The organism is Stenotrophomonas capsici (assembly GCF_034961085.1).
Taxonomy (GTDB): domain Bacteria; phylum Pseudomonadota; class Gammaproteobacteria; order Xanthomonadales; family Xanthomonadaceae; genus Stenotrophomonas; species Stenotrophomonas capsici.
The window spans coordinates 128,185-142,787 of record NZ_JAYFUH010000249.1 but is presented as its reverse complement, the minus strand read 5'-3'; the positions used below and the strand labels follow the sequence as shown (position 1 = coordinate 142,787).

The 14,603-nt window shown below is 68.7% G+C and carries 9 protein-coding genes; 3 read left to right on the top strand and 6 right to left on the bottom strand.

What is annotated here, in order from left to right:
- Positions 1–70: 70 nt before the first annotated feature.
- The 6 genes from VA603_RS13875 to cysD all read right to left on the bottom strand — a co-directional run bounded on the left by VA603_RS13875 (position 71) and on the right by cysD (position 10,041).
- Positions 71–916, bottom strand: coding sequence for a TrmH family RNA methyltransferase (locus VA603_RS13875; RefSeq protein ID WP_132865407.1), 846 nt, complete (start codon positions 914–916; stop codon positions 71–73).
- A 15-nt stretch (positions 917–931) separates the two neighbouring features.
- Positions 932–2,377, bottom strand: coding sequence for an alanine/glycine:cation symporter family protein (locus VA603_RS13870; RefSeq protein ID WP_425603738.1), 1,446 nt, complete (start codon positions 2,375–2,377; stop codon positions 932–934).
- Between the two features lie 354 nt (positions 2,378–2,731).
- A complete protein-coding gene (locus VA603_RS13865; RefSeq protein ID WP_323439199.1) occupies positions 2,732–5,857 on the bottom strand; it encodes an efflux RND transporter permease subunit in 3,126 nt (1,041 codons plus the stop codon).
- Complete coding sequence (locus VA603_RS13860; protein WP_192287478.1) at positions 5,854–6,942, bottom strand: efflux RND transporter periplasmic adaptor subunit; 1,089 nt, start codon at positions 6,940–6,942, stop codon at positions 5,854–5,856. The genes VA603_RS13865 and VA603_RS13860 overlap by 4 nt, the downstream gene beginning before the upstream one ends.
- 304 nt (positions 6,943–7,246) lie before the next feature.
- Positions 7,247–9,130 carry a sulfate adenylyltransferase subunit CysN gene (cysN, locus tag VA603_RS13855; protein ID WP_323439198.1) on the bottom strand — a complete coding sequence of 628 codons (1,884 nt, stop codon included), beginning with the start codon at positions 9,128–9,130 and terminating at the stop codon, positions 7,247–7,249.
- Positions 9,130–10,041, bottom strand: coding sequence for a sulfate adenylyltransferase subunit CysD (gene cysD, locus VA603_RS13850; protein ID WP_323439197.1), 912 nt, complete (start codon positions 10,039–10,041; stop codon positions 9,130–9,132). The genes cysN and cysD overlap by 1 nt, the downstream gene beginning before the upstream one ends.
- A gap of 197 nt (positions 10,042–10,238) precedes the next feature.
- On the opposite strand from cysD, the gene VA603_RS13845 reads away from it, so the two are divergent.
- The 3 genes from VA603_RS13845 (at position 10,239) to VA603_RS13835 (ending at position 14,594) form a co-directional block, all read left to right on the top strand.
- The gene (locus tag VA603_RS13845) at positions 10,239–12,074 is read left to right on the top strand and encodes an assimilatory sulfite reductase (NADPH) flavoprotein subunit (RefSeq protein WP_323439196.1); all 1,836 of its coding nucleotides are present in this window, start codon (positions 10,239–10,241) and stop codon (positions 12,072–12,074) included.
- Between the two features lie 79 nt (positions 12,075–12,153).
- Positions 12,154–13,860: an assimilatory sulfite reductase (NADPH) hemoprotein subunit gene (cysI, locus tag VA603_RS13840; protein WP_323439195.1), complete on the top strand. Its 1,707-nt coding sequence runs from the start codon at positions 12,154–12,156 to the stop codon at positions 13,858–13,860.
- On the top strand, positions 13,857–14,594 hold the full coding sequence (locus VA603_RS13835; RefSeq protein ID WP_132865416.1) for a phosphoadenylyl-sulfate reductase: 738 nt from the start codon (positions 13,857–13,859) through the stop codon (positions 14,592–14,594). Before cysI ends, VA603_RS13835 begins: the two co-directional genes overlap by 4 nt.
- The last annotated feature ends 9 nt before the right edge of the window (positions 14,595–14,603 follow it).

The following is a 14,603-nucleotide window of genomic DNA, read 5'->3' as shown; positions in this document are numbered from 1 at the left end:
GTGATTCCGCTCTACCATGAACGACAAAGGCGCCGTCGGCGCCTTTGTCGTTCAACCCGGATCGCACCGATCACGCCTTGGCGTGACGGCTGCACCAGCTGGACAGGAACACCGCGGTAGCCGAGGCCACGTTGAGGCTTTCCACCGCGCCGGTGCCGGGGATGGACAGGCGCAGGTCACAGCCCTGCGCGAAATCGCGGTCCATGCCTTCGCCTTCGGCGCCCATCACGTAGACCATGCGCGCCGGTAGCGCCGTGGTGAACAGGTTCTCGCCCCCCTCGACCAACGTGGCCGCCAACCCGAAACCGGCGCCACGCAGTTGCGCCAGCGCTTGCGGCAGGGCCGGCAGGCGGACCAGTTGCACCGCCTCGGCGCCGCCTTCGGCAACGCGTGCCGCCGCACCGGACAACGCCAGCGTGGACTCGGCCGGCAGCAGGATCGCCGACACACCGAAATGCGCCGCCGAACGCAGGATCGCGCCGAAGTTGTGCGGGTTGCCCACGCCATCCAGCCACAGGGCCAGCGCCGGGCCGTCGGCCAAGGTGTCCAGCCACGCCGCCAGCGCAAGCGGCTCCTGCCGCACCACGTCGGCGACGACGCCTTCGTGGTGGGTGGTGGCGGCGAGCTTGTTCAGATCACCATCGCCCACCACGCGGTAGCCGACGCGGTTGGCCACGCACCATTTCAGCACCGGCTGCAGCCGCGGGATCATGTCCTCGGCCAGGTACAGCTTGCGCAACGCCTGCGGACGGCGGGCGAACATGGCCTGCACGGCGTTGAAGCCATACAGGCGCAGCTCGTCGCTGCCACGCACCGGCGGGCCACCGGCCCCTGCGCCATCGCGCGGGCTGGCCGGCAACGGGGTCGCGCGCGGCGGGCGGGAGGACGGGCGTCGGTTGTTCCAGGGGTTGCTCACTGCTTGAGTACTCGCTTACTTGTTGGTGCGCCAGAAGTCGGCGTTCTTGATGCCCAGTGCATCCGGGTTGAAGACCGGGTCCAGGCCCTGCTTCTTCTGCCGCTCGTAGTCGGTCAGCGCCAGCATCGCCGGCTTCTGCAGGATCAGGATCGCGATCACGTTCAACCAGGCCATCAGGCCGACGCCGATGTCGCCCAGCGCCCACGCCATCTTGGCGTTGTGGAAGGCGCCGAACACCACCATGCCCATGATGCCCAGGCGCAGCACCAGCGTGGCCGCCGGATGGGTGCGGTTGCTGCCGGCCAGGTAGGTCAGGTTGGTTTCGGCCATGTAGTAGTAGGCCATGATGGTGGTGAAGGCGAAGAAGAACAGCGCCAGCGCCACGAAACCCGCGCCCCAGCCCGGCATCACCGACTCCACCGCGGCCTGGGTGAACAAGGCACCTTCGGACGGGGCCACGCCGGGCACGCCGGTGACGATGGCCTCCAGCTTCTGCACCCCGTCGACGGTGACTTCGCGGAACACGTTGTACATGCCGGTGGACAGCACCAGGAACGCTGTCGAGGTGCACACCAGCATGGTGTCGAAATAGATGGCGAAGGCCTGCACGTAACCCTGCTTGGCCGGGTGCGAGACCTCGGCGGCGGCGGCGGCGTGCGGGCCGGTGCCCTGGCCGGCCTCATTGGCGTAGATGCCGCGCTTGACGCCCCAGGCGATGGCCTGGCCGATGATGCCGCCGAACGCCGCGTGCGCACCGAAGGCGCTGGAGAAGATGTCGGCGAACATCGTCGGCACCTTGCTGGCATTGAGCATCATCACCACGATGGCCATCAGGATGAAGCCCAGTGCCATGAACGGCACCACCACCTCGGCGAAGCTGGCGATGCGCTTGACGCCACCGAAGATGATCACGCCCAGCAGCACCGCCACGGCGATGCCGATCCACAGCTTCATGCTGCTGGCGCCGCCCATCGAGGCACAGGCATCGGCCCCGGAGCACATCACCGCCACCGCGCTGTCGGCGATGGCATTGGCCTGCACGCCCGGCAGCAGGAAGCCCGCGGCGACGACCGTGGCCAGCGCGAAGGCGGCCGCGTACCACTTCAGGCCCATGGCCTTCTCGATGTAATACGCCGGGCCGCCACGGTAGCGGCCTTCGCCGTCCTTGACCTTGTAGATCTGGGCCAGCGTCGACTCGACGTAGGAGGTGGAGGCGCCCAGGAAGCCCATCACCCACATCCAGAAGATCGCGCCGGGGCCGCCGTAGGCGATGGCGGTGGCCACGCCGGCGATGTTGCCGATGCCCATGCGCCCGGCCATCGACATGGCCAGCGCCTGGAAGGAGGACACGCCAGCTTCGGACTTCTGGCCGCGCACGGTCAGCCGGCACATTTCCGCGAAGCCGCGGATCTGCATGAAACGGGTACGGAGGGTGAACCACAGACCTGCGCCCAGACACATGAAGATCAGGGCGTTGCTCCAGATGATGCCGTTGATGTATTCGACGATGGATTCCACGTATTTCCCCGGAAAGCTGAAAGTGATCACGCCCCGGGCCCCGGGACCGACCGATTCTTCCACGATTGAGCCGTGCTGTGCACGCCTATCGGGCCAATTGCGGCAAACTCCCAAGCCGGGAGCCGCAACGCATGTCATACCGCTGGCCATCCCTGGGCACCGATCGACGGTCGGTGCCGTACTCGGCGCATCCCTGCTTGAACATCCCCCCGGCTGCGGCAGCCCCCTTGCCGCCGCGGCACGGATCATCACCGGGCGGTGCGGACACCGCCCCATTCATGCCCGACGCTGCTCGGCTCAGGCATGCCCGCCCACCGGCGGGGTCTGGCGCTCCTGCCGTTCCAGCTCGTTGGCCACGGTCTCCGGCGACTGTGTGTACGGGGCCAGCAACGCGTAGAACGCCGGCACCACGAACAGCGACAGGAACGTGGACACGGTGACACCGAAGATGACCACGATGCCGATGGTGGCGCGGCTGGCCGAGCCCGGTCCGCCGGCGAGCACCAGCGGGATGGCACCGACCACGGTGGCGATGGAGGTCATCAGGATCGGGCGCAGGCGCACCACCGACGATTCGACAATGGCCTGGTGCACGTTGCGTCCCTCGTCGCGCAGCTGGTTGGCGAACTCCACGATCAGGATGCCGTTCTTGGCCGCCAGTCCCACCAGCATCACGATGCCGATCTGGCTGAACAGGTTGAGCGTACCGCCGCTGATGTACAGGCCCAGGAACGCGCCGAGCACGCCCAGCGGCACGGTCAGCATGATCACCAACGGGTGGATGAAGCTCTCGAACTGCGCGGCCAGCACCAGGTACACCACCAGCAAGGCCATGCCGAAGGTCAGCAGCACCGCACTGCCGGTGCTCTGGTACTCGCGCGACTCGCCCTTCCAGTCGATCTGCGCGTACTCCGGCAGTTCCTCGCGCGCCACGTCCTGTACCCAGGCGATGGTCTCGCCCAGCGTGTGGCCCGGGGCGACGTTGGCGCTGATGGTGATCGCGCGCAGGCGGTTGAAGCGGTTGAGGCTGCCGGCCTCGGCCACTTCGCTGAGCGTGACCAGGTTGGACAGCGGCACCAGTTCGCCGGAGCGTGCCCGCACCTGGATGGCCGACAGGTCCGCCGGCGAGGTACGTCCCTCGCGGCCGGCCTGCACCAGCACGTCGTATTCCTCGCCGTTGTCCACGAACGTGGTGACGCGGCGCGAGCCCATCATGGTTTCCAGCGCGCGGCCGATGGCGGTGACCGAGATGCCCAGGTCGGCCGCGCGCTGGCGGTCGATGTTCACGCGCATCTGCGGGCGGGTTTCCTTGTAGTCGGAGTCAGCACCGACCAGCCCGGGGTAATCGGCCATGCGCGCCAGCAGGCGGTCACGCCACTGCGCGATCTCCGCGTACTCCGGGCCGCCAAGCACGATCTGGAACGGCTGGCCCATGCTGCGCACCAGGCCGCCGCCGACCATCGTGCGCACGCGCACGCCGCTCAGGCCGTTGAGTTCCTTCTGCAGGTCGTTGGCCACGTCGCTGGTGGCCTCGTGGCGGTCGCGCCACGGCTGCAGGAACACGCTGATGCGGCCGGTGTGCATTTCCTCGCTGTTGCCCCAGCCGCCGGGCACGCGCGGATTGGCGCGCACGATGGGCTCTTCCGGGCCGACGAAACGCGCCACGATCTGCTCCACCTGCTGCACCTGGCCGACGGTGTAGTCGTAGCCGGCGCCTTCCGGGCCGTCGATCATGATCTGGAACGAGCCGCGGTCCTCGGCCGGCGCCAGCTCCGAGGGCAACAGCTTGAACAGGCCCCAGCTGGCACCCAGCGCGGCCAGCATCACCACGCCGAAGATCCAGGTGCGCTGCACGTGGCGGTCCAGCACCCGGCCATAGGCGGCCGAGACGCGCTCCAGCTCGCGGTTGACGAAGCGGTTGATGCGGCCGGGCTTCTGCTCGCTGTGCGGCTTGAGCAGCTTGGAGGCCATCATCGGCGTCAGCGTCAGCGCGACGAAGGCCGACAACGCCACCGCCGCGGCCAGCGCCACCGCCAGTTCGCGGAACAGGCGGCCGGTGTTGCCTTCCAGGAAGCCCACCGGCAGGAACACCGCCACCAGCACCGCGGTGGTGGCGATCACCGCGAACGCTACCTGCGCGGTGCCACGCCGCGCGGCCACCAGCGGCGGCTCGCCCAGGTCGATGCGGCGCTGCACGTTCTCCACCACGACGATGGCGTCATCGACCACCAGGCCGATGCACAGCACCAGCGCCAGCAGGGTGAACAGGTTGATCGAGAACCCGAACGCAAACAACGCGATGAACGCCGCCACCAGGCAGACCGGCACGGTCACCGCGGGAATCAGCGCCGCGCGCAGGCTGCCCAGGAACAGCCAGATCACCGCCAGCACCAGCAGCATCGCCTCGACCAGCGTCCAGTACACGCGCTCGACCGCCGCCTCGATGAAGGTGGTGTTGTCGAAGGCGACGAAGATCTGGGTGCCCTTGGGCAGGGTCTGGGCGATGCGCTCGGCCTCGGCGCGGGTGGCGCGGGCCACGTCCAGCGCGTTGGCGGTGGAGGTCTTGACGATGCCCAGGCCGATGCCCGGCTCGCCATTGCTGCGGTAGTACGCGCGGCGCTCGGACGAGGCCAGCTCGACCTTGGCCACGTCGCCCAGGCGCACCACGTAGCCATCGTTGCCCTTGCCCAGCGGGATGCTGGCGAAGTCGGCCGGCGCGACATAGCTGCGCTCCACGCGCAGGGTGAAGTCGCGGTCGGCCGACTCGATGCGGCCGGCCGGCAGCTCGACGTTCTCGTTGCGCAGCGCGGTTTCGACCTCGTTGACGGTCAGCCCGCGCGCGGCCAACTGGTCGCGGTCCAGCCAGATCCGCATCGCGTAGCGCTGGCGGCCACCGATACGCACCTGTGCCACGCCGTCGATGCTGGAGAAGCGGTCCACCACGTAGCGCTCGGCGTAGTCGCTGAGCTCCAGCGTATCCATCGCCGAGGAGGCCATGTTGAACCAGATGATCGGGTCGGCATCGCTCTCGACCTTGGCGATCTCCGGCGGGCGTGCTTCTTCCGGCATGCGGTCGGCAACCCGGCTGACCGCGTCGCGCACGTCGTTGGCGGCGGCCTCGATGTCGCGGTTGGCGGTGAACTCGATGCTGACCGAGGCACGCCCGTTGGTGCTGCGTGCGTTGATCGTATCGATGCCCTCGATGCCGGCCAGCGCGTCTTCCAGCACCTGGGTGACACGGCTTTCGATCACCGCCGCCGAGGCGCCGGTGTAGTCCACCGACACCGACACGATGGGCGGGTCGATGGCCGGCAGCTCGCGCAGGGTCAGGCGGTTGAACGACATCACGCCCAGCACCACCAGCAGCAGGCTCATCACCACGGCCAGCACCGGCCGCTTGATCGAAAGATCGGAAAGCTTCATCCGGCCTTCGCCCCGGTGGCCGCGGCCGGCGCCGCTTTGGCCGGCCGCCGGGCATCCTCAACCCGGATGCCCGGGCGCAGCTTGCCGGTGCCATCGACGACGATGCGCTCGCCGGCCTTCAGGCCCTCGGTGATCTCGACCACGCCGGCGCGGCGGGTGCCGGTCCGCACGTCAACCCGCTCGACGCTGGCATCGTCCTTGACCCGGTACACGAACGAATCCCGTCCGACCTGCACCACCGCGATCTCGGGAATGACCAGCGCCTGCCGCTCGGGGCGGAACACCCGCACGTCCAGCAGCATGCCCGGCCGCAGCGCGTGGTCGGCGTTGACGAAATCGGCGCGCACGGTGACCGCGCGGCTGCCCGGGTCCACGCGCGCATCGACGGTGCTCACCTCGCCGTCGAAGCTGCGCCCCGGGTAGGCGACGCTGCTGCCGGTGACCTTGTCGCCCGGCTGGAGCGACGCCAGTTCGGCCTCCGGCACCTGGAAATCGACGTGCACGCGCGAGATGTCATCCAGCGTGGCGATGGCGGTGGTCGGGGTGACCAGCGAGCCCGGGCTGACCTGGCGGATGCCCAGTACCCCGGCGAATGGCGCCCGTACCTGGCGGTCGGTGATGTCCGCGCGCATCTGCCGCACGCGCGCCTCGGCGGCGTCACGGATGGACTTCTGGGTGTCCAGGGTGGAATGCGCGACCAGCTGCTGGGCGGCCAGCTCACGCTGGCGCAGGTACAGCCGATCGGCCTCGGCGAAGGTCGCCTGGGCCTGGGCCAGCGCCGCCTGCTGGGCATCGCCGCGCAGGGTGACCAGCGGGGTACCGGTCGTCACCTGCTGGCCGCTTTCGAAATGCACCTTGTCGATGATCTCGCTGACCTTGGCGGTGACGATGATCGACTCGCGCGCCTTGGCGGTGCCGATGGCCTGCAGCGTGTCATTCCAGGCCGAAGGCTGCACCACCTGGAGGGTGACCGGCACGGCGTCGCCGGCCTGGCGTGGCGTTTCAGCGCCCTTGCGGTTACAACCGGCCAGGGCCAGTGCCAGGACAGTGGCCCCAGCCACGGTGAAGGCAGAACGCCGCAACATACACAATCCCGTCATTTACACGATCCAGCAGTCTAGCGGCCGCCGGTTACGGTGATATGTGCCGTTAGGGGGGGAACGGGGGCTTTGGCTTTGGCTTTGGCTTTGGCTGTTGCTGTTGCTGTTCCCTTCTCCCGTCCACGGGAGAAGGTGGTGCGCAGCACCGGATGAGGGCGGCCTTTCACCTTCCCCCGAAAGGCCAACGGGCACCCGCCCTCCTCCGCCCTTCGGCCGGCTTCCCCCATGAATGGGAGAAGGCACGGCAGGCAGCCCTATCTGCCCGCCCGCGCCCTGTTGAGCCGCTGCCTCATCCCTGCTCCAGCGCCTTCAACACCTGCTCGACCATGGCCGGCACGCTCTCACGGTCCGCCCGCAGATGCAGCTCCGGCGCCACCGGTGCTTCATAGGGCGAATCGATGCCGGTGAAGTTGGGGATCTGCCCGGCACGCGCCTTGCGGTACAGGCCCTTCACGTCACGTGCTTCGGCCACTTCCAGCGGTACGTCGACGAACACCTCGATGAACTCGCCCGGCTCGAAACGCTCGCGCGCCATCTGCCGCTCGGCCCGGAACGGGGAGATGAAGCTGACCAGCACCACCAGCCCGGCATCGGCCATCAGCCGCGCCACCTCGGCCACCCGGCGGATGTTCTCCACGCGGTCCTCGTCGGTGAAGCCCAGGTCGCGGTTGAGCCCGTGGCGGACGTTGTCGCCATCGAGCAGGAAGGTATGCCGGCCCTGCGCGTGCAGGCGCTTCTCCACCTGGTTGGCGACGGTGGACTTGCCGGCCCCGGACAGGCCGGTGAACCACAGCACCTTGGGCTGCTGGCCCTTGATGCGGGCCCGCGCGGCCTTGTCCACGTCCAAGTGCTGCCAGTGCACGTTGCCGGCGCGGCGCAGCGCGAAGTCCAGCGTACCGGCGGCCACGGTCGCATTGCTCTGCCGATCGATCAGGATGAAGCCGCCCAGCGCGCGGTTCTGCGCGTAGGCCGCGAAAGCCACCGGCTCATCCAGCGACAGGTTGCAGAAGCCCACCTCGTTGAGCTCCAGCCGCTTGGCGGCCAGGTGCTCCTGCGTGTTCACGTCCACGCGGTGCTTGATCTCGCTGATGCTGGCGGCCACGGTGCGGCTGCCGATCTGCAGCCAATACGGGCGCCCCGGCAGCAACGCGGCATCATCCATCCACAGCACGTGGGCGGCGAACTGGTCGGCCACCTCCGGCGGATCGTCGGCGGCGGCGATCACGTCGCCACGGCTGACATCCACCTCGTCGGTCAACGTCAGCGTCACCGCCTGCCCGGCCGTGGCGACGTCGAGCGGGCCGTCCGGGCCAAGCACCTGCCGGACCGTGGAGCGGCGTGCCGACGGCAACACCACCACCGCGTCGCCCGCACGTACCTGCCCGGCGGCCACGGTGCCGGCAAAGCCGCGGAAATCCTGATTGGGCCGGTTGACCCACTGCACCGGCAGGCGCAGCCCACTGGCGGCATCACGGTCTTCCAGCACGAGCGTGTCCAGGTGCTCCAGCAGGCTCGGGCCGTCGTACCACGGCGTCAGCGCCGAACGCACGGACAGGTTCTGCCCTTCCAGCGCCGACAACGGGATGGCCTGCACGTGGGCGATGCCCAGCTGCGCGGCCAGTGCCTGGTAGTCCTGGACGATGCGCGCGAACACGTCGACGTCGTAGTCCACCAGGTCCATCTTGTTGACCGCCAGCACCACATGGGCGATGCCGAGCAGCGAGATGATGTAGCTGTGCCGGCGGGTCTGCGCCAGCAGGCCCTTGCGCGCATCCACCAGCACCACCGCCACGTCGGCGGTGGACGCACCGGTGGCCATGTTGCGGGTGTACTGCTCATGCCCCGGGCAGTCGGCGACGATGTACTTCCGGGCGTCGGTATCGAAGTAGCGGTAGGCCACGTCGATGGTGATGCCCTGCTCGCGCTCGGCGGCCAGGCCATCGAGCAGTAGCGCGTAATCGATGCGCTCGCCCTGCGTGCCATGGCGCCGGCTGTCTGCTTCCAGCGCGACCAGCTGGTCATCGAACAGGCGCTTGCTTTCGTACAGCAGGCGACCGATCAGCGTGCTCTTGCCGTCGTCGACGCTGCCGCAGGTGATGAAGCGCAGCAGCGGCTTGGATTCGTGCTGTTGCAGGTACGTGGAGATATCGGAAGAAGTGGTGACCGCGCTCATCAGAAATAGCCCTCCAGCTTCTTCTTCTCCATCGAGGCAGACTGGTCGTGGTCGATCAGGCGCCCCTGTCGTTCGGAGCTGGTGGACACCAGCATCTCGGCGATGATCTTTTCCAGCGTGTCCGCTTCCGACTCGATCGCACCGGTCAGCGGATAGCAGCCCAGCGTGCGGAAACGCACCTTGCGCAGCTGCGGCACCTCACCCGGCTGCAATGGCAGGCGGTCGTCGTCGACCATGATCAGGCTGCCGTCGCGCTCGACCACCGGTCGTTCGGCGGCGAAGTACAACGGCACCACCGGGATGTTCTCGCGGTAGATGTAGAGCCAGATGTCCAGCTCGGTCCAGTTCGACAGCGGGAACACGCGCACGCTCTCGCCCGGGTGGATGCGGGCGTTGTACAGGTTCCACAGCTCCGGGCGCTGGTTCTTCGGGTCCCAGCGGTGGCGGTCGTTGCGGAAGGAGAACACGCGCTCCTTGGCACGCGACTTCTCCTCGTCGCGGCGGGCGCCGCCGATGGCCGCGTCGAACTTCCACTTGTCCAGCGCCTGCTTCAGGCCCTGGGTCTTCATCACATCGGTATGCACGCCGGGCCCGTGCGTCACCGGTCCGATGTCCTGGGCGATGCCGTCGGGGTTGATATGCACCCGCAGCTCGGTGCCGGTCTCGGCCACGCGCCGGTCGCGGAAGGCGATCATCTCGCGGAACTTCCAGCGGGTGTCCACGTGCAACAGCGGGATCGGCGGCACGCCGGGCGCGAACGCCTTCATCAGCAGATGCAGCAGCACCGAGCTGTCCTTGCCCACCGAGTACAGCAGCACCGGGTTGTCGAAGGCCGCGGCGACTTCCCGCAGGATGTGGATGCTCTCGGCTTCCAGCCGATCGAGGTGGGACAGGGATCTGTTGGCGGTCATCACGAGGTGGTCGGCAGAGGCAACGCCCGGTCTGGGCTACACAGTACCCGGACAGGGCCCAGGCTGGATGGCGAGTGTGGGGCCCGACTCACATACGGCTGAAATAAACGCAGGGCATGAAGCGATAACCGCTCATCCTTTCTGGCGAACGAAACATTTACCTAGCATCGGTCATCCCTTATCAGACCGGACTGGACATGACCGCCGCCATCGCGCCTCCCAGCCCCTTGCCCGAAGACCGCAGGGTCCTGCTGACGCGACTGGTGGAGGGGCTGGATGGCAACAGCCTGTGGTGGCTGTCCGGCTTCGCCGCCGGGCTGGCCCAGGGCCACCCGCCGCCGTCGCTGGCGGTGATCCCCGGCGGACAACCCGCCGCTCAATCGGCAGCAGCACGCCTGACGGTGGTCTATGGCAGCCAGACCGGCAATGCGCGCCGCGCCGCCGAGCAACTGGCGGCCGAGGTCGAGGCCGCCGGCCTGCCGGTGCGCCTGCTGCGCGCCGACGCCTACCCCACCCGCGAACTGGCCAACGAGCGCCTGCTCTACATCGTCATCAGCACGCAGGGCGAAGGCGACCCGCCGGACGATGCGATCGGCCTGGTCGAATTCATCGCCGGCAAGCGCGCGCCCAGGCTGCCCGAACTCAAGTACGCGGTCCTGGGCCTGGGCGACTCCAGCTACGCCGAGTTCTGCGGCATCGCCCGCAAGCTGGACAACCGCCTGGCCGAACTCGGCGCCCAACGCCTGCAGCCGGCCGGTGAAGCCGACCTGGACATCGACGCGGTGGCCGCGCCCTGGCGTGTCCAGGCCCTGGCCGATGCCCGCACCACCCTCGGTGAAACCGCCAGCCCGGCACCGAGCAACGTTACCCCGCTGCGCCATGCCAGCGCCTACAACGCACAACACCCGTTCAGCGCCGAGCTGCTGGCGCGCCAGGTCATCAGCGGCCGTGATTTCAAGGGGCCGGCCTATGCCCGCTACGGCAGCGCCGACAAGCGTGTGCATCACGTCGAACTGTCGCTGGAAGGCAGCGGCCTGCACTACGAGCCCGGCGACGCGCTGGGCATCGTCCACCGCAATCCGCAGGCGCTGGTCCAGGACGTGCTGGCCGCCACCGGCCTGGACGGCGACACGGCCGTGGCCCTTGACGGCCAGGCCCGTCCGCTGTCGCAGTGGCTGGCCGAACACCGTGAGCTGACCCGCATCTCGCGTCCGCTGCTGGCCACCGTGGCCGAGCGCAATGCGCACCCGGAGCTGGGGCGGCTGCTCGAACCCGAGCACAAGGCCGAACTGGCGCGCGTGTTCGACGACCACCAACTGGTCGACGTGCTGCGCCGCTGGCCGGCGGACTGGAGCGCCGAGGCGTTGGTCGGCACCCTGCGCCCGGCCGCGCATCGCCTGTACTCGATCGCCTCCAGCCGCAAGCGGGTGGGCGAGGAAGTGCATCTCACCGTCGACGAACTGCGCTACGACGCCCATGGCGCGGCGCACGTGGGCGCGGCCAGCAGCTTCCTGGCCGCCCTGGAGGAAGGCGCGCAGGTACCGGTCTTCGTCGAGGCCAATGAACGCTTCCGCGTTCCGGCCGACGGCAGCCGCGACATCATCATGATCGGCCCGGGTACCGGCGTGGCGCCATTCCGTGCCTTCGTGCAGGAGCGCGCCGAGGTCGGCGCCGGCGGCCGCAACTGGCTGTTCTTCGGTGCCCGCCACTTCAACACCGACTTCCTCTACCAGACCGAGTGGCAGGACGCGCTGCGCCGCAAGGAACTGCATCGCCTGGACCTGGCCTTCTCGCGCGACCAGGCCGACAAGGTCTACGTGCAGCAGCGCCTGCGCACCCGCGGCCGCGACCTGTACGACTGGCTGCAGAACGGCGCGCACCTGTATGTGTGCGGTGCGATCGGCATGGGCAAGGACGTGCACGCCGCGCTGCTGGACGTGGTCCGCGAACACGGCGGGCTGGATGAGGACGGCGCGCGCGAGTACCTCACGCAACTGCACGCGGAAGGACGCTATGGCCGGGATGTGTACTGACGGTTGAGCCGTGATGCGCGGCGATGCGGACTTCGCGCCGGAAGGCGCCCCACCCCCTGTTCTGGCATAGCGAAAGAAGATGAGCACCCATTCCGTCGAATCGATCAAGGCCGAAAGCAACCGCCTGCGCGGCTCCCTGCTGGAAAGCCTGGCCGACCTAGTCACCGGCGCCTTGCGCGAGGACGACCAGACCCTGATCAAGTACCACGGCAGCTACCAGCAGGACGACCGTGACGTGCGCGACGAGCGCCGCCGGCAGAAGCTGGAGCCGGCCTATCAGTTCATGATCCGCACCCGCACCCCGGGCGGGGTGATCACCCCGGCGCAATGGCTCAAGCTCGACGCCATCGCCACCCGCTTCGGCAATCACTCGCTGCGCATCACCACCCGCCAGGCGTTCCAGTTCCATGGCGTGATCAAGCGCGAACTCAAGGCCACCATGCAGGCCATCAACGCGGCGTTGATCGACACCTTGGCCGCCTGCGGTGACGTCAACCGCAACGTGCTGGTCGCCGCCAACCCGCTGCTGTCCAGCGCGCACGCCACCCTGTACGCCGACGCCGCGCGCACGTCCGAACACCTGCTGCCCAACACCCGTGCCTACTACGAGATCTGGCTGGACGAGGAACGCGTGGCGGGCAGCGGCAGCGAGGAGGAGCCGATCTACGGCGAACGGTACCTGCCGCGCAAGTTCAAGATCGGCTTCGCCCTGCCACCGGTCAACGACGTGGATGTGTTCGCCAACGACCTGGGGTTCATCGGCGTGCTCGACGATGCCGGCACGCTGCTCGGCTACGACGTCAGCATCGGCGGCGGCATGGGGGCGACCCACGGCGACGCCGAGACCTACCCGCGCCTGGCCAACATCGCAGGTTTCATCCCGCGCGACGCCCTGCTCGACGTCGCCACCGCGGTGGTCACCACCCAACGCGACCTCGGCAACCGCGACCTGCGCAAGCGTGCCCGCTTCAAGTACACCATCGACGACCACGGCCTGGACACCGTCGTGGCCGAGATCGAACGCCGCGCCGGCATCACCTTCCAGCCGCGCCGCTCGCTGCCGTTCGCGCACAACGGCGACCGCTATGGTTGGAACGAGGGCGAGGATGGCCGCTGGCACCTGACCCTGTCGCTGCCGGCCGGCCGCATCGCCGACCTGCCCGGCGCGCCGCACCTGACCGCGCTGCGCGAGATCGCCCGCCTCCACGCCGGCGAGTTCCGCATGACCGGCAACCAGAACCTGATCATCGCCGGCGTCCCCGCCGCACAGCGCGCGCAGATCGATGCGCTGGTGCGCAGCGCCGGGCTGGATGCCGGCAACCAGGCCCCCACCGCGCTGGCACGCGCCGCCATGGCCTGCGTCGCCCTGCCCACCTGCGGGCTGGCCATGGCCGAGGCCGAGCGTTACCTGCCCGACTTCAGCGCCAAGCTGCAGCCGCTGCTGGAACAGCACGGCCTGGCCGAAGCACCGATCCTGCTGCGCATCTCCGGCTGCCCGAATGGCTGCTCGCGCCCGTACCTGGGCGAGATCGCCCTGGTCGGCAAGGCGCCGGGGCGCTACAACCTGATGCTCGGCGCCGACCATCGCGGCCAACGGCTGAACACCCTGTACCGCGAGAACATCACCGAGCCGGACATCCTGTCCGCGCTGGAGCCGTTGTTCGCCCGCTACGCCGGCGAGCGCACGGCGGACGAGGGCTTCGGCGACTTCCTGCACCGCGCCGGCATCGTCGACCTGCCGACCTACCCCACCCACCGCCAGATTCCCGTGGAACTGCACGCATGAGCGCCCTGCCCCGATCCTCGAACGATGCCATCGTCACCCCGCCGTTGCCGGATGACCTGGGCCCGCTCAACGCCGAACTGGAGGCCCTGGACGCCGTCTCGCGCGTGCGCTGGGCGCTGCAGCATGCCCCCGGCACACACGTGCTGTCGTCCAGCTTCGGCGCGCAGTCGGCGGTGACACTGCACCTGCTCAGCAGCCAGCAGCCGGACGTACCGGTGATTCTGATCGACACCGGCTACCTGTTCCCGGAAACCTACCGCTTCGCCGACGAGCTGACCGACCGGCTCAAGCTCAACCTCAAGGTCTACCGCCCGCTGGTCAGCCGCGCCTGGATGGAAGCCCGCCATGGCCGCCTGTGGGAACAGGGCGTGGTCGGCATCGAGCAGTACAACAACCTGCGCAAGGTCGAGCCGATGAAGCGCGCGCTCGACGACCTGCAGGTCGGCACCTGGTTCACCGGCCTGCGCCGCAGCCAGTCGGCCAGCCGCGCCGGCACCCCGGTGCTGCAGCGGCGGGGCGAGCGCTACAAGGTCAACCCGATCGCCGACTGGAGCGACCGCGACGTGTGGAAGTACCTCAAGCAGCACGACCTGCCCTACCACCCGCTGTGGGAACAGGGGTACGTGTCGATCGGCGACTTCCACACTACCCGCCGCTGGGAACCGGGCATGCGCGAGGAGGACACCCGCTTCTTCGGCTTGAAGCGTGAGTGCGGATTGCACGAGGAAATCTGATCCGCGTTG

Excerpts from the sequence above, each read along its gene's own strand:
- VA603_RS13870 (WP_425603738.1), bottom strand. The coding sequence starts at position 2,377 with ATGTGTCTGGGCGCAGGTCTGTGGTTCACCCTCCGTACCCGTTTCATG.
- cysD (WP_323439197.1), bottom strand. The coding sequence starts at position 10,041 with ATGACCGCCAACAGATCCCTGTCCCACCTCGATCGGCTGGAAGCCGAG.
- VA603_RS13865 (WP_323439199.1), bottom strand. The coding sequence starts at position 5,857 with ATGAAGCTTTCCGATCTTTCGATCAAGCGGCCGGTGCTGGCCGTGGTG.
- VA603_RS13860 (WP_192287478.1), bottom strand. The coding sequence starts at position 6,942 with ATGTTGCGGCGTTCTGCCTTCACCGTGGCTGGGGCCACTGTCCTGGCA.
- VA603_RS13835 (WP_132865416.1), top strand. The coding sequence starts at position 13,857 with ATGAGCGCCCTGCCCCGATCCTCGAACGATGCCATCGTCACCCCGCCG.
- cysN (WP_323439198.1), bottom strand. The coding sequence starts at position 9,130 with ATGAGCGCGGTCACCACTTCTTCCGATATCTCCACGTACCTGCAACAG.
- cysI (WP_323439195.1), top strand. The coding sequence starts at position 12,154 with ATGAGCACCCATTCCGTCGAATCGATCAAGGCCGAAAGCAACCGCCTG.
- VA603_RS13845 (WP_323439196.1), top strand. The coding sequence starts at position 10,239 with ATGACCGCCGCCATCGCGCCTCCCAGCCCCTTGCCCGAAGACCGCAGG.